Origin of the sequence: Alkalihalobacterium chitinilyticum (genome assembly GCF_029028005.1) — a bacterium.
In the GTDB taxonomy this organism is placed as follows: domain Bacteria; phylum Bacillota; class Bacilli; order Bacillales; family Bacillaceae_F; genus Alkalihalobacterium; species Alkalihalobacterium chitinilyticum.
Genome location: NZ_JAOTPO010000011.1, coordinates 48,503 through 67,605 on the forward strand (window position 1 = coordinate 48,503; position 19,103 = coordinate 67,605).

General features: G+C 38.8%; 12 protein-coding genes. 10 read left to right on the top strand and 2 right to left on the bottom strand.

All coding sequences use genetic code 11. The annotated features are described in order from the left end of the window. Nucleotides 1-121: 121 nt before the first annotated feature. The 4 genes from adhE (at nt 122) to sda (ending at nt 6,195) form a co-directional block, all read left to right on the top strand. Nucleotides 122-2,725: a bifunctional acetaldehyde-CoA/alcohol dehydrogenase gene (gene adhE, locus N7Z68_RS15570; RefSeq protein WP_275119391.1), complete on the top strand. Its 2,604-nt coding sequence runs from the start codon at nt 122-124 to the stop codon at nt 2,723-2,725. A 631-nt stretch (nt 2,726-3,356) separates the two neighbouring features. After that, nucleotides 3,357-4,832, top strand: a complete 1,476-nt coding sequence (locus N7Z68_RS15575; protein ID WP_275119392.1) for a protein adenylyltransferase SelO — start codon at nt 3,357-3,359, stop codon at nt 4,830-4,832. A 194-nt stretch (nt 4,833-5,026) separates the two neighbouring features. Beyond that, nucleotides 5,027-5,692, top strand: coding sequence for an oxidoreductase (locus N7Z68_RS15580; RefSeq protein WP_275119393.1), 666 nt, complete (start codon nt 5,027-5,029; stop codon nt 5,690-5,692). A 374-nt stretch (nt 5,693-6,066) separates the two neighbouring features. Continuing rightward, nucleotides 6,067-6,195 carry a sporulation histidine kinase inhibitor Sda gene (sda, locus tag N7Z68_RS15585; protein ID WP_275119394.1) on the top strand — a complete coding sequence of 43 codons (129 nt, stop codon included), beginning with the start codon at nt 6,067-6,069 and terminating at the stop codon, nt 6,193-6,195. 203 nt (nt 6,196-6,398) lie between these two features. Here sda and N7Z68_RS15590 read toward each other — a convergent pair whose 3' ends face one another. Together N7Z68_RS15590 and N7Z68_RS15595 are read right to left on the bottom strand one after the other, a co-directional pair. After that, nucleotides 6,399-7,028 (bottom strand): sterol desaturase family protein, encoded by a 630-nt coding sequence (locus N7Z68_RS15590; protein ID WP_275119395.1) that lies wholly within the window; start codon nt 7,026-7,028, stop codon nt 6,399-6,401. A 12-nt stretch (nt 7,029-7,040) separates the two neighbouring features. Continuing rightward, complete coding sequence (locus N7Z68_RS15595) at nt 7,041-7,724, bottom strand: GntR family transcriptional regulator (protein ID WP_275119396.1); 684 nt, start codon at nt 7,722-7,724, stop codon at nt 7,041-7,043. A 449-nt stretch (nt 7,725-8,173) separates the two neighbouring features. Here N7Z68_RS15595 and N7Z68_RS15600 point away from each other — a divergent pair, with 449 nt between their 5' ends. From N7Z68_RS15600 to N7Z68_RS15625, 6 genes are all read left to right on the top strand, one after another. Then, entirely contained in the window at nt 8,174-9,658 is a 1,485-nt protein-coding gene (locus N7Z68_RS15600) for a sensor histidine kinase (RefSeq protein ID WP_275119397.1), read from the top strand. Beyond that, nucleotides 9,651-11,312 carry an EAL domain-containing protein gene (locus tag N7Z68_RS15605; protein ID WP_275119398.1) on the top strand — a complete coding sequence of 554 codons (1,662 nt, stop codon included), beginning with the start codon at nt 9,651-9,653 and terminating at the stop codon, nt 11,310-11,312. Before N7Z68_RS15600 ends, N7Z68_RS15605 begins: the two co-directional genes overlap by 8 nt. A gap of 136 nt (nt 11,313-11,448) precedes the next feature. Beyond that, complete coding sequence (locus tag N7Z68_RS15610; protein WP_275119399.1) at nt 11,449-12,567, top strand: FIST signal transduction protein; 1,119 nt, start codon at nt 11,449-11,451, stop codon at nt 12,565-12,567. Next, on the top strand, nt 12,560-14,707 hold the full coding sequence (locus N7Z68_RS15615; protein ID WP_275119400.1) for an ATP-binding protein: 2,148 nt from the start codon (nt 12,560-12,562) through the stop codon (nt 14,705-14,707). The genes N7Z68_RS15610 and N7Z68_RS15615 overlap by 8 nt, the downstream gene beginning before the upstream one ends. A 336-nt stretch (nt 14,708-15,043) precedes the next feature. Further along, nucleotides 15,044-18,118 (top strand): GNAT family N-acetyltransferase, encoded by a 3,075-nt coding sequence (locus tag N7Z68_RS15620; RefSeq protein WP_275119401.1) that lies wholly within the window; start codon nt 15,044-15,046, stop codon nt 18,116-18,118. Nucleotides 18,119-18,129: 11 nt separating this feature from the next. Next, complete coding sequence (locus N7Z68_RS15625) at nt 18,130-18,981, top strand: amidohydrolase family protein (protein WP_275119402.1); 852 nt, start codon at nt 18,130-18,132, stop codon at nt 18,979-18,981. The last annotated feature ends 122 nt before the right edge of the window (nt 18,982-19,103 follow it).

Genomic DNA, 19,103 nt, shown 5'->3' on the forward strand with positions numbered 1-19,103 from the left:
AGCATGTCTAGGGCGGTTGGTGAGCTAACACCCAAACTAACTCCATAGGTAACATTTTTTTTTGGAACTACTTGCTCAATGTTTCACAAACTTTGTATTCACTTTTTAAGGGGGACTTCACGTGGGAGTTTTAGAAAAGGAAGTAAAGAAACAAAATGAAGTGACGAGTATGATTGAGAAATTGGTTGAAAACGGTCAGTCTGCATTAGCAGAGTTTATGAGTTTTGACCAAGAAATGATAAACAGCATTGTAAAAGAGATGGCTTTAGCCGGTTTAGACCAACATATGCCCCTAGCAAAAATGGCAGTTGAAGAAACGCAGCGCGGGGTGTATGAGGATAAAATCATTAAAAATATGTTCGCAACTGAGTATGTCTACCATAACATAAAGTACGACAAAACGGTTGGTGTTATTGAAGAAAACGAGCACGAGGGGATTTTGCAAATCGCAGAGCCTGTCGGTGTAGTGGCAGGTGTAACCCCTGTAACGAATCCAACATCTACTACTATGTTCAAAGCACTAATTGCTATAAAAACAAGAAACCCGATTGTATTTGCATTCCATCCGTCGGCACAAAAATCAAGTAGTGAAGCAGCACGAGTACTGAGGGATGCAGCGATAAAAGCAGGAGCACCCGAGCATTGTATTCAGTGGATTAAAACACCATCCATTGCAGCCTCCCAACAATTAATGAACCATCCTGGAATAGCACTTGTATTAGCTACAGGTGGGGCAGGCATGGTGAAGTCGGCTTATAGTACTGGTAAACCAGCTCTTGGGGTCGGTCCAGGAAATGTTCCATGTTATATTGAAAAAACAGCAAGTGTAAAACGAGCCGTTAACGACTTAATCCTTTCTAAAACTTTTGATAATGGCATGATTTGTGCTTCTGAACAAGCGGCGATTGTCGATAAGGAAATTTATGAAGCGGTGAAAGATGAAATGGTGAGGAATGGCTGCTATTTTTTAAATGAAAAAGAACGAAAGAAAGTAGAAAAGCTGGTAATCAACGAAAAGAGCTGCGCAGTTAACCCAGACATTGTTGGGAAATCACCTTACTTTATTGCCAGCCTCGCTGGTGTTGATGTACCTGAAGATACGAAAATATTAATTGCAGAAATTAAAGGGGTCGGCCCAGAATATCCACTATCTCGAGAAAAATTAAGTCCAGTTCTAGCCTTTTATAAAGTGAATTCAACAGAGGAAGGTTTAACTCGGGCAGAAGAAATGTTAGCTTTTGGGGGACTTGGTCACTCGGCGGTCATCCATTCTGAAGATGATGCAGTTATTAGAGCGTTTGGTAACCGAATGAAAGCTGGGCGTTTAATTGTTAATTCGCCTTCTAGTCAAGGAGCGATTGGGGACATATACAATGCTTTCTTACCTTCATTAACTTTAGGGTGCGGATCCTATGGGCGCAATTCCGTTTCTTCCAATGTTAGTGCGGTTCATTTGTTAAATATCAAAAGATTAGCGAGAAGGAATACAAACATGCAATGGTTTAAAGTGCCACCTAAAGTATACTTTGAAAAACATTCAACTCAGTACTTAGCGAAGATGCCGAAAATCTCAAAGGCGTTCATTGTAACCGACCCAGGCATGGTCAATCTCGGTTATGTGGACAAGGTGTTGTATTACTTAAGAAAACGCAGTGATTATGTACATTGTGAAATCTTCTCAGATGTTGAACCAGATCCGTCTATTGAAACTGTCATGAAAGGTGCAGAAATGATGCACAACTTTCAACCAGACGTAATTATTGCGCTCGGTGGCGGTTCTGCGATGGACGCAGCCAAAGGAATGTGGTTGTTTTATGAGCATCCAGAAACGGACTTTAAAGGCTTAAAACAAAAGTTCCTCGATATTCGTAAACGAATTTTTAAATATCCAAACCTAGGTGGAAAGGCGCAGTTTGTTGCCATTCCAACGACTTCAGGAACGGGTTCAGAGGTTACCTCTTTCTCGGTCATTACCGATAAAGAGAACAATGTAAAATATCCGTTAGCTGACTATGAGTTAACGCCTGATGTAGCGATCATCGATCCTCAATTTGTAATGACAGTACCAAAGCATGTTACGGCAGATACAGGAATGGATGTATTAACTCATGCGATTGAAGCGTATGTTTCCATCATGGCTAATGACTATACAGATGGTTTGGCTATGAAAGCCATTCAGCTCGTATTCGACTATCTTCCACTGGCGTATCGTAATGGAAGCAACGAGCTTGCTCGAGAAAAAATGCATAATGCGTCAACGATCGCAGGGATGGCATTTGCGAATGCTTTCTTAGGAATTAACCATAGTTTAGCTCATAAACTAGGTGCTGAATTCCAAATTCCGCATGGTCGTGCTAATACAATCTTAATGCCGCATGTTATTCGTTTTAATGCAACAAAACCGAAGAAGTTTACTGCTTTTCCTAAGTATCAGCATTTCATTGCAAACGAGCGTTATGCTGAAATTGCAAGAATGCTCGGGTTGCCTGCTAAAACGATAGAAGAGGGAGTTGAAAGCTTAGTTCAAGCGGTAATTGATTTGGCAAAAGAACTAGACATCCCAATGAGTATTGAAGCTTGCGGTGTTACGAAAGAAGACTTTGAGGCGAAAGTAGAAAAGTTAGCAGAGCGTGCATTTGAAGATCAATGTACGACTGCAAATCCAAAGCTGCCTCTAGTCAATGAGTTAGCAGAGATATACCGAAATGCTTTTAAAGGTGTATAGCATAATCAATAATTCAGGTTGATGATTTAAAGAACCGGTTAAGGGGTGAACTCCTTGACCGGTTTTTATTATCGGAAAATGACAGGCTTCCTGGCATAGACAGAGTATAATAAATTGGTAAAAGCAGACAATAACAAGGCTATGTGTTCAATGTTAAATAATGTTGTTGATTTGATTGCAAAATTAAAGGCGATCGAACTTTGGTTAAGGTAATCCCTTAGTGATCTCTAAATATCTGGTTTGGTCGGCTTATTGTAAAAAACGGCAATGGATGGTGTTGTAGGTTTTTTAACGGACTCAGAAGCCCTTATTTCTCAAAAATCATTGTATTTTTGACTTTCGCGGACTGAGAGGCCCTTATTTTAATAAATACAGGTGAAAACGCCCCCCTTTTCATCGAATAGAGGCTTCTGAGTCCGCCAAACTATCCAAACCGACGTTTTGTTCACAGATAAAGGCCTCTGAGTCCGGTAACGGTTACCGCTCGTCAAATCCCTTTCTAATGGATTACAGTTTTTAAATAAATTCGGGATGAATGTCCTGTTTTCACTAGAGTAATGTACATTGCTTTATTTTAACGGAAAGAAAAGTTAGGATAGAAAAAAAGACGAAAGAAGAGAAGGAGAGTATGATGACTGAAAGAAAAGCAATGCAAGAAGCCGGCTGGAATTTAGAAAATAGTTATGCAAGTCTACCGAAACCTTTTTTTTCAACCATCGATGTAAATCCTGTTCGTTCACCTGAATTAGTTATTCTCAATGACTCGTTAGCTACCTCTTTAGGGTTAAAAGCGGAGGAGCTAAAAGGAGATGATGCTGCAGCGGTGTTTGCTGGTAATGCGGTTCCTGAAGGCTCGATACCTCTTGCGCAGGCGTATGCGGGGCATCAGTTTGGGCATTTCACGATGCTTGGTGATGGAAGGGCTCTTTTAATTGGTGAACAGTTGAATCCGAGTGGTGAGCGGTTTGATATTCAGCTTAAGGGCTCGGGGAGAACACCTTACTCCCGAGGTGGTGACGGGCGAGCGGCACTTGGACCGATGCTCCGTGAATATATCATGAGCGAAGCAATGCATGCACTTGGTATCCCGACGACCCGCAGTTTAGCGGTGGTAACAACAGGTGAACACGTCATTCGTGAAACCGATTTACCTGGTGCCATTTTGACTCGTGTGGCTGCCAGTCACCTGCGAGTGGGTACCTTTCAATATGCCTCTAAATGGGGTTCGGTTGATGATGTACGAACGCTAGCTGATTATACGATCGAGAGGCATTACCCTGAGGTTAAAACGGAGTCGAATCGCTACCTTTCGCTTCTTCGCGAAGTGATTAAACGGCAGGCGAGTTTAATTACGAAATGGCAAATGGTTGGATTTATTCACGGGGTGATGAATACCGACAATATGACGATTTGCGGGGAAACGATTGACTATGGACCATGTGCTTTCATGGATACCTATGATCCGGACACTGTATTTAGCTCAATTGACAGACAAGGTCGTTATGCTTATGGAAACCAGCCTTATATTGGGGGTTGGAATTTAGCAAGATTTGCTGAAACCCTTTTACCGCTATTACATGATGACCAAGAGGAGGCTGTGAAACTGGCTCAAACCGAAATTTCAGGTTTTACCGAAATGTATACAGCCAACTGGATGGCTGGAATGAGAGCAAAGTTAGGGTTATTTCATGAGAAAGAAGAGGATGAAACTCTGATTGAAGGCCTTCTCAGTATCATGAATGAGTATCGTGCTGATTTTACTAATACGTTCCGCGCATTAACGTTCGATCAGCTGGAGGATACAGGTTTATCTGACAAAAAGGAATTTGAGCAATGGTATGAACTGTGGCAAGCGCGACTTGCGAAACAGGAAGAATCCAAAGAGGCTTCACACGAGTTGATGAAAAATAACAATCCTGCAATCATTCCTCGTAACCATCGCGTAGAGGAAGCGTTAGAAGCAGCCGTGGAACGTGGAGATTACAGTGTGATGGAGAAACTTCTTCATGCGCTAGCCAATCCATACGCTCACTCATGTGAACAAGCCGAGTATAGCACGCTGCCTGATCCATCAAGTCATCCTTATCGTACATTTTGCGGTACGTAATCAAAGTTGTGCAGTAAATAGAAGCTTAAAATAATGAAGCCAGAAATCTCCCATTTAGTGATTAGGGGTCAGAGTTCTGGCTTGTTTGATTTACTTTAAGTAATATGGATGTGAGTATATAAAAAAGCAGTACACATATAATTTTTACCAGAATCGATCGTTAAAATTATGATCACACTTAGAGGAGATAAAAGATGAAGAAAAAAACTGCGCTCATAGTCGGAGCTACGGGCTTAATTGGAAGTGAATTATTACAAATTTTACTTAACCAATCCGAATATAAAAAAGTCATTGCTATTGTACGCAAGCCACTTGGGTTCAACCATTCCAAATTAGAAGAAAAGGTTATTGATTTTGACCGATTAGACGAGTCGATTATTAATTTTGAAGTCGATGATGTGTTTAGTTGCCTCGGCACGACGATTAAAAAAGCAAAGTCGCAAGAAGTGATGCGTAAGGTTGATGTCACCTACCCGTTAACCATTGCAAGGTTAACGAAGAAAATGGGGGCCAAGCAGTTTCTGTTTGTGAGTTCACTTTCTGCAAACGCTCAAGCCTCGAACTTTTACTTAAGAATAAAAGGAGAGCTGGAAGAAGAAGTGAGCAAAATCGACTTTGACTCTGTTACGATTTTCCGTCCATCTCTTTTGATGGGAAAGCGCGACGAATTTAGATTAGGAGAAAGAACAGCTGAAGTGTTCTATAAAGCACTTTCTGTTTGCTTTATCGGCCCATTGAAAAAGTTTAAAGCAATACAAGGAACAACGGTTGCTAACGCCATGTTTAAAGCAGCACAATTGAATCACAAAGGGGTAACGATCTACCCTTCAGATGAAATTCAAGAATTAGGGAGTTCTTGAAGAGTGGAAGCAAGCAAAATTCCCTACGGTCATTTTTATCTTCTACGCTGTAAAAGTATCCCCGAAATCATCTCCAAGTAAAGTGAAAGATCACATCTAATTAGGAATATAAAGCTATAGCTATATTCCTTTTTTTGATTTATAGCTCCTTAAACCTATTACTTGAACGGGCATGCTTGTTCCTAAAAACCCTCAATGGAATAAAGCTTTCGAAGAAGTGCCTGTAAAAGGCCCATAGAGTTCACTGAAATAACTAATATTTTGCTTATTATGTTTAATCTTTTAATATAATTTTTTAAATATTCGGATAGGTTTAAGAATGGGTATCATAGTGAATAGGACTACAACTTAGTTTTTTAGGAGTTGTGGTGAATATGTATCGATTAAGTGATGAATTGCTAGTAAATACATACAAGAAGGCGAAAGATTTAAATTTAGAAAAAGAATTTATAAAAATGTTAGAAAAAGAGATGGATAATCGAAAAATACAAAAGAGATATTAGATTTTATTGATATGGGTAGATTTGAGGTATAAAGAAAGCAATTCTAAATGTAAAGAGATCATAGCGGTGGCACTATGGTCCCTTTTTTGTGTTGAAACAGAAATCACAAAGGACGTTCTTTACAGCAATGAGCTTTTTAACGAGCTTCTTTCCTCTTGGATCGGTATATCGAATAGTCCGGCATCAATATAATGTATTATTCATTATAGCTTCATATTATGTTCCCCTCGTTTCTCAAGGTTTTTAGCGGTTTCACTTGACTCAACATCTTTTTGATCTTTAAATGTTCCTAGTAAAAAATCATAGGCTGGATTCGTAACACCGTACCAGTAGTTTTCGTTTTTATAATGATGCCATAGATGTACTTTCTTCATCCACTTTCCCCATGGAGATACAGGTTGAATGGGGCGGTGAGCGACATAATGTTTCCACTCATAAAATAATAAGAAAAGCATGACACCTGCACTAAAAGCATTGGTAATGGCGAAGCTCCACGTAAAAAGGTAGACAATAACAGCAGTAATAGCAATGGCAGGTAAGCTGTACCATAGAGGTAAAAATAATAAATGCAAGTCATTTGGTGTTGAATGATGATCATAGTGAATTCGCTTCATAAATTTAAGCAGAAAACGGTTTTTAGGTGGCTTCATATGAAAAATAAATCGATGTGTAAGATATTCGTTTAGCGTATAACCAACCATCCCTAGCAAAAAAGCCAGCAAGGTTATAATCGAAAAAGTGTAAATCATCCAACCAAAACTAATGAAGAAGAGAAAGCTCATGACTAACACATCGGGAAATATGAAAAACTCTTTTACGTATTTTCCTTTCATTTAAAAGCCCTCCTAATCGTTTCGATTTTTCCATAGTGTTAAGCTTCTTTTCATTACCTGTCTAGCCATTTTTTCGGCTTCAACGGCGTCCCCCTTTAAAGCTACCGTCAGCAGCTCGTTGTAATATTGCAATGATAAGTTTCTATGGGCATCTATAGAAAAGTATCTTGTTGCCATCCTTAAGTAGAAGGAATCAAAGCTATTTAGAATTAGCAGGTACATCGGGTTTGGTGATAGACGGGCAAATTCTTTTTGTAACTTCCAATCAAAAGCTGCATAGCTATCGGCATCGTCTTTCAAATCTTCTAAATAAGCTAGTACAGCAACGACTTTGGCTTGATTATTTGCAACAGCATCTTGTATGTACGTTGGCGTCAAAGAACATCTTAATTCCAGTAAGTACAGGATAAACTCATCTGTTACCGATTGTTGATTTTGGACAATTTTATCCAGCATCGTTAAATTCCCTTGATTCCAGTAGTCGTTTACGATTGAAGGCTGCCCTTTTCGCGCTGTAACCCAGCCATCTCGTTCTAAACGTTGTAACGCTTCTCGAACGGTAGGGCGTCCTACACTAAACGTTTTAGCAAGCTCTCTTTCGGGAGGGAGTGTAGTTCCTGCCTGTAAATTCCCTGATAATATGTCATCAATTAATTTTCTCTCTACTTTGTCTGATGTACGTTCACTTATTTTCATGTTGGACCTTCCTCCAATAGTATGAATATGTATATCTGCTTTTAGGTATTACATGTTATTGAATTTGGTATTACCAAAATTATAAACTTGAACTGAATTTTCTGTCAATTACGAAGTTATATTACATTTATTACCATATTTAAGATTTGTATAATAGGGTAATTATCATTAATTAAGTTACGTTAAAATCAACTGAATAAGAAAATTTATCGAAGAAGATATCTTGTTTTATTTTCATGCCGTTAATTTACTTAAAATTGAGTGACCTAATATTTTTTTCTTTTCTATTAGTAATTTAGTACTATATAATTAGTCCTATTATGGAGTAAAATAAATCCAAAGGAAGTCATCGGAATTCAACATTAGGACAAGAAATTTCAGGGGTAAATAAATTGAAATTTAAGGTAACTTTAATGAAAAAAATAGATTAAAAGATAGGAAGAGAAGCAATGAGATATTCGGTTGAAAAAAGTGAACATATTTTCGAAACTGGACAGTTACATGAAAAAACGAACCAAATAGATAACATATCATCTAGTTTCGAGCAAAAAGCTAGTAAAAGTGATACTACTTTCGAGAAAGTCGCATGCCGTGATAAACTCCTTCAAGCAATTGCCAATGCTACTCACACTCTAATAACGAACCGGGATCAGAATAAAGCTGTTTTGAGAGCACTTCAGTTTTTAGGGGAAGCTGTTTATGTTGATCGTGTGTATATCTTCGAACACCATAATCACCCTGAAACCGGAAGACCTGCAACCAGCCAACGGTATGAATGGACACAAGGTGATGTAGAGCCGCAAATTGCTAATCCAGACCTTCAAAATGTAGAGTATACGGACATGCAACTTCTCTGGTGGTATGAGAGGTTAATACAGCGAGAAACAGTGAATGGACTTATTCGGCAGATGCCAGAACCAGGTCGAAAAGTGCTAGAAGAACAAGGAATTATCTCCTTACTCGTACTACCAATCTATATTGGAGACGAATTGTGGGGATTTATCGGATTTGACGATTGTCATAATGAGCGCGAGTGGTCAGCAGATGATGAACTTATATTAACAGCAGTGGCAGCTAGCTTCGGAGGAATGGTTAAACGAATGGATACGGAAAAGAAGCTACAGCAGACGCTTAATGAACTTTCGACATTTAATGAAAAGCTAGAAGAAAAAATCAAGCAGGCTGTGTTCGAAAACCAACAAAAAGAAATGATGATACAACAGCAATCTAAACAAGTTGCGATGGGGGACATTATTAATTCCATCGCTCATCAATGGCGGCAACCACTTAACGGGATTAGTTTAATGGCGTCAAACATTGCTTTAGATGCTGAGCTAGGAAGTAGCCCTGAAGAAATTATTGAGCAAGCCAATCAAATTATTGAAGTTGTGGGGAGTATGTCACAGACGATAACGGATTTTATGGGCTTCTTTAATGATAATCAAAAATTAACGACATTTTCTATTCAAGAAGTTATGAAATGTATTTTTGATTTAATGCAGTCTCAAATCTATAGCCGAAATATAGTATTGTACGTTGAGGCATTAGAGGATATCCAAGTCACAACCCATCGAAATGATTTACAACAAGTTTTGATTAACATTATGTCCAATGCCATTCATGCTTTTGATGATAGGGTTGATAATCGACACCGTAAAATTCAGGTTTCAGCTACATTAAAGGAAGAAATGGTGTTACAAGTGCGTATTCAAGATAATGCAGGGGGAATACCACAAGACTACTTAGATGAAATTTTTAAACCATACTTTACAACTAAACAAAAAGGAAAGGGTACAGGGTTGGGTTTGTCAATTTCAAAGAAAATAGTAGAAGAGCGTTTACAAGGAAAAATCCATGCATCCAATCATGGAGATGGAGCACAGTTTGTTATTGAAATTCCTCTTTTAATTGAAGGAGACCATGACAATGATTAAAGAGCTAAAAAGCCTAAGTTGGGAACTAAATGTCATGTATGTTGAGGATGATGAGCTTATTCGTCAACAAATGATTACATTGTTAAGTAAATTTTTTAACCAAGTTTGGATTGCTGAAAACGGTGAGAAAGGGTTACTTCTATACGAGCAGCATGGTGAAGAGATTGACATTATTTTTTCTGATATATCAATGCCACGGATGAATGGTCTTGACATGGTTACTCAAATTAAAACGGTTAGTCCACAGCAAAAAATTATTATTATTTCTGCACATAGTGACCAAGAGAATTTATTACAGTCGATAGAACTAGGTATCGATCAGTTTCTAGTTAAACCCGTATCAGCGCAACAATTTGTTAGTAAAATAACGAAGGTTGTAACTGATATAAAAGAGGGAAGAGAGTCAAATATCGCTAAAAGTGTATCTCTTGATGACTTAACAGGCTTACCGAATCGGACTCAGCTGTATCGAGATCTAGAAGAAGGTAAAGAAGGGACCTTAATCTTACTTGCCATAAATAATTATCATCAGTTAAGTGATACGTATGGTTATGAAAATACGGATTATTTTATCGCAAAAATAGCTAGCAGAATGAGAGAGTTGAAAACTTCACCCAATTTGATTTCCATTTATCGCTATAACATGGATCAGTTAATGATTGTGTGTCATCGAGTAGTAGACCCAGTAAAACTAAAAATCCAACTTAGTGAGATGTTGCACCAGTTAGAGCAAGAGAATGTATATATTAAAGGATTTAACTTTCCTCTTAGTGCACAGCTGACAGTAGGAGTCGCTTTTAAACTAGCATTAGGAACATGGGTTGAGACTGTTCAACAGGCAGAGGTAATATTGAACAATGCTAAAACTGAAGGGGAAAAGCTAGTTGTTTATGATCAATCTCTTAAAGTAGTCGACAAAGTGAAAGAAAATATTGTTTGGTCAGAAAAGATTAGCAGAGCGATTGAAGAAAGTCGTATTATCTTGTTTTACCAACCGATATTTGATAATCATAGACAAATCACTACCAAGTATGAATGTCTTGTTCGCCTCCAAGAGGAAGATGGAACTGTCCACTCTCCGTATCATTTTCTAGAGATATCTAAAAAAACAACAATGTATCGACAAATCACGTTGGTAGTTATTCAACAAGCCTTAAAGAAAATGGAGGAAACCGGTTTTGAGATTTCCATAAACCTATCCATCGACAACCTTTTAGATGAAGAAATTCGAACAGTATTGCTTAAAGAACTTTCAATAAACAAGGATCTAGCCAATAAATTAATAGTAGAAATCTTAGAATCAGATGGTATAGAAAACTATGAGGAAATCAATTTGTTTTTAAAAGAGATCAAAACTTTCGGGGCTCGAATTGCAATTGATGATTTTGGCACAGGCTATTCAAACTTTGCCCATCTCATAAAGTTAGATGTAGATTTTGTGAAGATTGATGGATCATTAATTAAGAACATTCATACCGATGTTAATGCCCTAGCGATTGTTCAGTCTATTGTTGGTTTTTCAAAGAAACTTTCAATAAAAACGGTAGCTGAATTTGTTGATAATGAAGCAGTCTTTCAAACACTCAATCGTATAGGTGTAGATTACTCACAAGGCTTTTATTTAGGTGAACCAACGGCACAGCTTAAGGTATAAACAGGAATAGTGGGGTACTTAGTTTTCAGCATTATACACTCTATCGTCCTCGATAGAGTGTTGTTTCAAGGGTTAAGAAGTTGGTTGTGGTCAATGACTACAAGTTACAATTTAGAAGTAAATGGAGGAAGATGCTATGTATGTAAACTCACTAGAAGTTCAGGTTCTTGAGAGTGCGTTGGAGAACCTAACCGTAAATGATGGTGAATATGTACTCATCTTAGTAGCAGATTCAGAATTAGAACGAGTGGATGAAATGCTGATGTATTTTCGTGAAAACAGTATAGAATGTTTTGGGGGATTATTTCCTGCTGTTATTTATAACAATGAGAGCTATGACAGGGGCGCTGTTGTAAGTGTAGTTTCCCTCGTTCATCCGCCAGCAATTATTAAAGGGATTAATGAGCCTGAAGTAGGTATAACAGAGTTGTTTAGTAATGTAAGTACAAAAGAAGCACAGACAGCCCTTTTATTTGTAGATGGCTTAACACCACATGTTGCTGAGTTTCTGAAATCACTATTTAACAAGGTGGGTCGTTCACTATCCTATATCGGTGGTGGTGCAGGTTCACTATCTTTACAGCAAAAGCCTTGTCTATTTACAAATGAGGGGATTTACCAAGATGCGGCACTTATCGCTCTGCGTAAAGAAAAAACACAACTTGGGGTAGCGCATGGTTGGCAAGCCATTCAAGGTCCTTATGTTGCTACAAGAACAGAGAGGAATAGAATTATTGAACTTAATTGGGAAGCTGCTTTTCCTGTGTATCAACAAGTCATAGAGCAGGAAACAGAAAGGGAGATAACACGAGAAAACTTTTTTGAAATTGCGAAGGCTTATCCTTTTGGACTCATGAAGGACGCGACAGAAGACGTTGTACGTGATCCGATCAAAGTTAATGACGAAGGGGATCTTGTTTGTGTCGGTGAAATACCAGAAAATACTGTTCTTGAGATTTTAAAGGGCGATCCAAAGAGTTTGATAGAAGCTGCAAAACAAGCAAGTATTCAAGCGATCTCCTCCATTGAAAACGTGAAGCATTCACCATTAGTCATTGATTGTATTTCAAGGGTGTTGTTCCTAGGTGAAGATTTCAAGCAAGAGCTAGGCACTATTCATGAAACATTATGTTCGAAACGATCTAATCAGCTACCAGTTATTGGTGCTTTAACTATGGGAGAAATCTCATCATATGGTGATGGGTATCTTGAATTTTTTAATAAGACGACGGTTGTAGGTGTTTTCCATGAATAAATCAAACCATCTATCAACCATTCTCCAGGATATCTCACTTTTATATGAGCTTTCTTTAAACATTGGTAATTCACTAGAATTTAAAAAAGAGTGCAGTTCATTTTTAAAGGTACTTATGTCACGTAAAAATTTAAGTTATGCTTCAATTTGGTTAGGTGAAGATAATAATGGTCCTCACAAGTTAGCTTATGCCTACCCAGAATATTTTATTGGTCAATCTGTGACAGATGATTTAGCTCATTTGAACCAGCAGGTGATTACTGTAAGTGTACAAGAGGCCAAAGAGAATGGATGGCTGCATGAATATGATATACATGAAGGAACTATTGTCCTTTTTCCTTTAAACGATTTAGGTTTTTTAAAGCTTCATTCTTATTCAAGTACTGTTTTTACAACAAAAGAGCTTAAGCAACTAGAAAAAGTGATGTTGAAGTTTTCCATTGCACTTAAGGGTTGTTTATCATTTGAAAAACAAAAAATTGAGGCGATGGAGCGGCGTTTAGCTGAAGAGCGGTACCGATTAGTGGTAAATAGTGTGCGGGAGATAATATTCCAGATAGACCTTGAAGGAGTCTGGACTTTTTTAAATGCTTCATGGAAAAAGATTACTGGGTTTCCGGTTGCGCAAACAATCGGACAAAACTTTCTCTCATATATATATGAAGACGATGTTCTTAAAGCTCAACAACTTTTTGCTCCACTTAAAGAGGGTACAGAAACTGAATGTAAAACGGAGGTTCGTTATTGTCACGCCGATGGCGGGTATCGCTGGGTTGAGGCATATGTTACTCTAGCACATAATTCCGTAGGAGAATGGATTGGGTTCACCGGTACTATTCATGATATTACAGATCGAAAGGTGTACGAGCAACAATTAACTACGGCAAAAGAGGAAGCTGAAAAGGCGAATAGATTAAAAAGCCAATTTCTCGCCAATATGAGCCATGAAATTCGTACCCCGTTGAATGGAATTATTGGGTTTACCGAATTTTTGCAATCGACTGACCTGAATGAGGAACAACTTGAATATGTAAATATCGTAAAAGATTCTTCTAATTCCTTATTAATACTTATCAATGACATCTTAGATTTTTCAAAAATAGAAGCTGGTAAGTTCGAACTGCTGAAAACGCGCTTTCATCTTCCAACCTTCATATTAAATGTCACTCAAACATTCACTGCTGAAGCAGCTAAGAAAGGAATCGAACTGATCCTTGAAATGGATAAAAGTGTGCCAGAATATATTCAATCTGATGAAAAGCGTCTACGACAAGTACTGAATAACTTGGTCGGAAATGCGTTAAAGTTTACCGAGGAGGGCAGTGTCGTTATCCATGTGGTTCGTTCAACTGAGATCAATGGGAAAGCTGAACTGCTCTTTGTCGTTGAAGATACAGGCATTGGTATTGAGGCTGAAATGCAAGAGGAAATTTTCAAACCTTTTATTCAAGTGGATGGATCAAGTACCCGAAAATACGGTGGAACAGGGCTTGGACTAACCATCTCTCGTAAATTGGTTGAGGAAATGGGTGGCGAAATCTCATTTACTAGTAATATAGGAAAAGGCTCTTCATTTTGGTTTTATATTGACGTAGCGGTTGATTCATCAATGAACCAGGATGAATTGCCATCTAACACTTTTATTTATAAGCCGCTTCGTTCGACAGGTGTAAAAAAAGAATTGCTAAAAGATGTGGTTGCAGTGGAGCAAGACCAACATAAGAAGCGAGCGGGTTTTAAAGAAGAAGCGAATTTACGTCAAGACCAAAAAAGAATACTGGTTGCTGAAGACAATGAAGTTAATTTAAACCTTGTAAAGAAAATCCTTGAGAAATATGGTTACGCAGTAACTGTCGTCCGAAATGGGGAAGACGCCGTACAGATGATGCAGTCTGAAACATTTGACCTAGTGTTAATGGATGTACAAATGCCAGTACTTGATGGATTACGGGCGACCACACAAATCAGAACATGGGAAAAAGAAAATCAATCGTATACACCTATCATTGCCCTAACAGCTCATGCCTTACAAGGTGATCGGGAGCGTTGTTTTTCTGCTGGAATGGACAGTTACGTGTCAAAACCGCTCAATGTTAAGAAGTTACTTGAAGAAATAGAACGAATCACAGTAACTTGCTGAAAGGAATAGAGAGTTAGGAGCACACTGGAAGTATGAGTGGAATGAAAACTTATAGAATTATAGAAATAAAAGCGTATGGATTAATTTTTCCATACGCTTTCTTTAGCTTTGAAGCCTTTTTCATAAAAAGGCACATATAAATATGACCCAGTTAAATTAAAGTAAGAATATTCTTTACTATATTCTCACAACATTTTAAACTATGAAAAGGCATGTAAAAATTGCCAACATAATAAAATGAAAGGGGGAGTTGGCGATGATCAAATTCGTCGATGGTATTCAAAAAATTAAAAGTTGTGAGGTTCGACATACAAAAACATAGTGTAGGAGGAAGTTATGAAAACTTCAGCTCAAGTGAAAATAGTAGAATATCATGAAAGTCTTGCTAAGGGAGTTGCCAAGATGTGGAATGAGAGCCGCGATGACTGGGGCGGCGACTCAACTGTTATGTCAGAGCAAGATGTCATAGAAAAGGAAGCAAACTCTGCTAATCTTCATTTATTTTTAGCAATGGTTGAGGATGAAGTCGTTGGTTATTGTGGCCTATCCGAATATAAAGAAGATGAGGGTTCTCTTTATATTCCCTTACTTAATGTCCACCCAGCCTATCAAGGGTTAAAAATCGGAAAGCAACTCGTATTAAGAGCAATAGAGAAAACGGTGGAATTGAACTGGCCGAGATTAGACCTGTTTACGTGGGCTGGAAATACAAAGGCTGTTCCTCTTTATAAAAAGTGCGGCTTCTTTTGGGAAGAAAGAGATGATGTGACACACTTAATGAACTTTATACCAATGGTCCTTCAATTGGATTGGCTTCGTCCTTTCTTTGAAAAACACAATTGGTATACTACGAGTCAACGCATCATTGAGGTAAAGCCAGATGGTATAAAAGAAAACGGCCATACTTACTATGAGTATAAATGGGAAGCCGGAACAGAATTTGTTCGAATTCAAGTAGAACGAACAGGACGAGGAGTTCGCCTCGTTGAAACGCAAGATATATTAATAGAAATGAAGCTACCGGCTTTTAAATTGCTTGAAAAAGAAGAGCACCTTGTGACGTACCGTATCGTTAATAAAACCGATCAACCATTAACAGGCTCTATTTCAGGAAAATCATCTACCGTTGTCAATCATAGCTTCGATAAAACGTTGGATATCAAAGACGAATGGGTTGGGGAAGTACCCTTGAAGCTAATCATGCCACAAAGTGAACCGAGTCCTTGGAAAACGCATCCTGTCGTCGAAGCCAACCTCGAGATGAATGGAACTGTATTTCCGCTAAAAATGGGAGTGTTTACAAAAAGAGCAGGAAAGCTGCATCTGCGTTCGGTGCAGAAAAATTGGATCCCTCAGCAAAAAGGAACCGTTTATCTAGACCTTGAAAGTCAACTAGAGGAAGAAACAACATGGACGATCAAACTTCCTGAAAATGAGGTAGTGAAATGGGAATTTTCAGAGATAGAGACTAGACTTCAAGGAAAAGAACGAGTTTCTATTCCATTATCGTGCGAGCTTCTAAAAAATGAATTTCTAACAAAAGATGTCGAAGTTCGTGTTAAACGTTCGAGCGGTCAATCGTTCACTTTTACAACCACATTGTCTCTTGCCTTTCCTGGGTCCGGGGCAAAGTTTGGCGGTGAGAGTGAAGGATATTGGTATATTTACAACGGTCCTTTCTTTGTGAAGGTAGAAAAGAGAAATCAGATTGCGAAAATCGGCTCTATTCGTTCGAAGCAAGCGCCGCTTACCCTGCTTACACCGAAAATCGGGAAACCTTATAGTGAAGAATTCTCAAAAAAGGAAGCAACTTCGGTAGAATTTAATAATTACAATGAAGCGTCAGAATTAAAAACGACGCTGCATTCGGAGGCTTTTCCTCAGCTTACACTTACTACTTTTATAAAATTATACGGAGATGGATTAGTAGAATTAAGCCATGAACTCCATAACGAAGGAGAGGAAAGCAAGGAATCAATATCGCTTCTGCAACCTTTTATTCCAAAGTTCGAGAATATGGCGGTTCCTCAAAAAGAGGGTGTAATGATTGGTAATGAAGCGACGATCCCATTTACCCCGTACATATCAGATAAGGATATTTCAGAACCTTGGTTATTCACCTCGGCTACAAACGGGGAAACGAAAGCCATTGCCTGGCCTAAGGAAGCGATTGGGAGAAAAGATGACTGGCGCTTTGCAGTTGAATATAAGCTTGGTACGATTGGGGCAAATGAGAAAGCTAACTTCGGTCCCGTCCAAGTTGGAATTAATACGGTATCGACATGGTCGGATTGGCGCGAGTTGGTTGTCGGGGAAGAGACTCATAGTTTAAAGGAATTGCCTCTATATACGTTAGCTGCAGAAGGCGGAAGCATGATTTCTTCTGTCTGTGAAAAAATCAATTATTCTTTCCATTCGATGCTGACTCCTTATGTACATGGCAGTTTAATGTTACAACATAATGGAAAGTTATATATGAAGGAAACAAAACCTGAGGATGCTGTTCATCATATTACACTGCAACTAGAGCACCAGCAGCCAGGTCTACAGTCCATCACTGGAGACTTTCGTTCGTCTAGTCACCGTTCCCAAGTGAAAGCTTTGCAATTGGTGAAAGGAAAACGAGAAGTGACAACTGTCGAGAGTAACGGGGTCTGGACGGTTCAAAATGGTGTAATTGAGTTTAAAGCATCTCCGACTTATTTTCCGGGTGTCTACTCCTTAACTTATAAAGGAGAGGAAACATTACACCACCAATACCCAGAAGCCGGGCCGAAAGCGTGGTGGAATCCATGGGGCGGCGGCTTACGGTACACGTTTCAAGATGTTAGCGCCTATTCGATGCTGAAGGAGAAGACTGCGGTAGAATTTGTAACCAAAGTTGACAAGTACGGGCATCAGTGGACAGGGCTTTGTCTTTCTACTGCATTTTCAGAGCATGAAACGATGAAAGGAGTCGTCCTTCGTCAATTTGCGTTAACGTTACCAGAAGTTCCGGTTGTCGCTTTATTTGCAGAAATTGAGCAAAGGTCGGGAAGAACATTTACAAATGAAGTGTTGGACTTAGAAGCTTTCATTAAACCAGCAGAAAAACTGACGTCTTGTTATGCCAACCTGCCGACTGAAGGAACTATCCATACGTATTATGCTGGGGTAGAGGAGTTTATTTTAAAAGATACACCTTTTGTTACGATGGGGTCTGATGAGCGGGAAGATGATCTAATCGTGATCCATCCAAGGGAGAAAAAAATGGCAGAACTATACATGAATCAAGAAGTGATGTTAGTAGCTTCTGAAACCGATTGGTCTGCTTCATCAGGGGAGATGGTCAGAATTCAACCGACGATCCTGTTATTTGGTGATGGTAAACAAACACACTATACACAATTACAAAGACTTTCGTTTAACTAGGAGTTATGTTGATGAAAATGATTGACGCACATATTCACTTTTCAAATATAGGCAGCTTTAAAGAAACAGCTAAAAATATTTCGTTCGTTGATTACTCAAGTAACGGTCTGCAGCAGGAAATGAAAAACGGAAATATTCAATTAGCGATTGGTATGGGAGTGACGGAAACTCCGCAAATGGGGTTTCCTGATCACCATGCCGTTTCACCAATGGGGCTCGACTTAGAGAAAGAAATCCCGCCAAAAGTAGCGGTATGTCCTGGCATTAATCCATACCACTTAAATCAATCTGGCTTAGATGCTTTAGAAAACGAGTTAAAGAAAACTGAAGTTGTAGGCATTAAAATATACTTGGGCTATTACCCGTACTATGCGTATGACGCCGTTTATCAGCCAGTGTATGACTTGGCAGCGGCTTACCATGTTCCGGTCGTTTTCCATACGGGGGACACCTATTCTGAACGAGGGCTGTTAAAGTACTCTCATCCACTGACACTCGATGAAGTCGCGGTCATGCGACGTGACGTCAATTTTATGATGGCCCATTTAGGCGACCCTTGGGTTTTAACCGGTGCGGAAGTCGTTTATAAAAACCGCAATATGTTTGCAGACCTGTCAGGCTGGGTCGTCGGAACAAAAGAAGAGCTGGACGCCAAATCAAAAGGAAACTTCCTTGATCACATCCGGCATGCCATCACGTTTTGTGATCATTATGAAAAGTTACTGTTCGGCTCAGACTGGCCGTTAGCTCCAATCAAAGACTACGCAAATTTTATTGGCGACTTAATTCCATCGAAGCATGTTGAAGACGTGTTTTATGAAAATGCCATTCGGTTATTTCCTAAAATAGAAAAGATGATGTAGATGGTCGCTGATTGGACCACTGTTTCTAACATTTCATGTGTAGAATACTGCTTTTTAGAAAATATAATATCTGAGTTTGTTTAAACTTAAATCAAAATAAGCTCTAGTAAATAAGTAGAGGT

Excerpts from the sequence above, each read along its gene's own strand:
- N7Z68_RS15620 (WP_275119401.1), top strand. The coding sequence starts at position 15,044 with ATGAAAACTTCAGCTCAAGTGAAAATAGTAGAATATCATGAAAGTCTT.
- N7Z68_RS15595 (WP_275119396.1), bottom strand. The coding sequence starts at position 7,724 with ATGAAAATAAGTGAACGTACATCAGACAAAGTAGAGAGAAAATTAATT.
- N7Z68_RS15590 (WP_275119395.1), bottom strand. The coding sequence starts at position 7,028 with ATGAAAGGAAAATACGTAAAAGAGTTTTTCATATTTCCCGATGTGTTA.
- N7Z68_RS15615 (WP_275119400.1), top strand. The coding sequence starts at position 12,560 with ATGAATAAATCAAACCATCTATCAACCATTCTCCAGGATATCTCACTT.
- N7Z68_RS15580 (WP_275119393.1), top strand. The coding sequence starts at position 5,027 with ATGAAGAAAAAAACTGCGCTCATAGTCGGAGCTACGGGCTTAATTGGA.
- N7Z68_RS15610 (WP_275119399.1), top strand. The coding sequence starts at position 11,449 with ATGTATGTAAACTCACTAGAAGTTCAGGTTCTTGAGAGTGCGTTGGAG.
- sda (WP_275119394.1), top strand. The coding sequence starts at position 6,067 with ATGTATCGATTAAGTGATGAATTGCTAGTAAATACATACAAGAAGGCG.
- N7Z68_RS15605 (WP_275119398.1), top strand. The coding sequence starts at position 9,651 with ATGATTAAAGAGCTAAAAAGCCTAAGTTGGGAACTAAATGTCATGTAT.
- N7Z68_RS15575 (WP_275119392.1), top strand. The coding sequence starts at position 3,357 with ATGACTGAAAGAAAAGCAATGCAAGAAGCCGGCTGGAATTTAGAAAAT.
- N7Z68_RS15600 (WP_275119397.1), top strand. The coding sequence starts at position 8,174 with ATGAGATATTCGGTTGAAAAAAGTGAACATATTTTCGAAACTGGACAG.
- N7Z68_RS15625 (WP_275119402.1), top strand. The coding sequence starts at position 18,130 with ATGAAAATGATTGACGCACATATTCACTTTTCAAATATAGGCAGCTTT.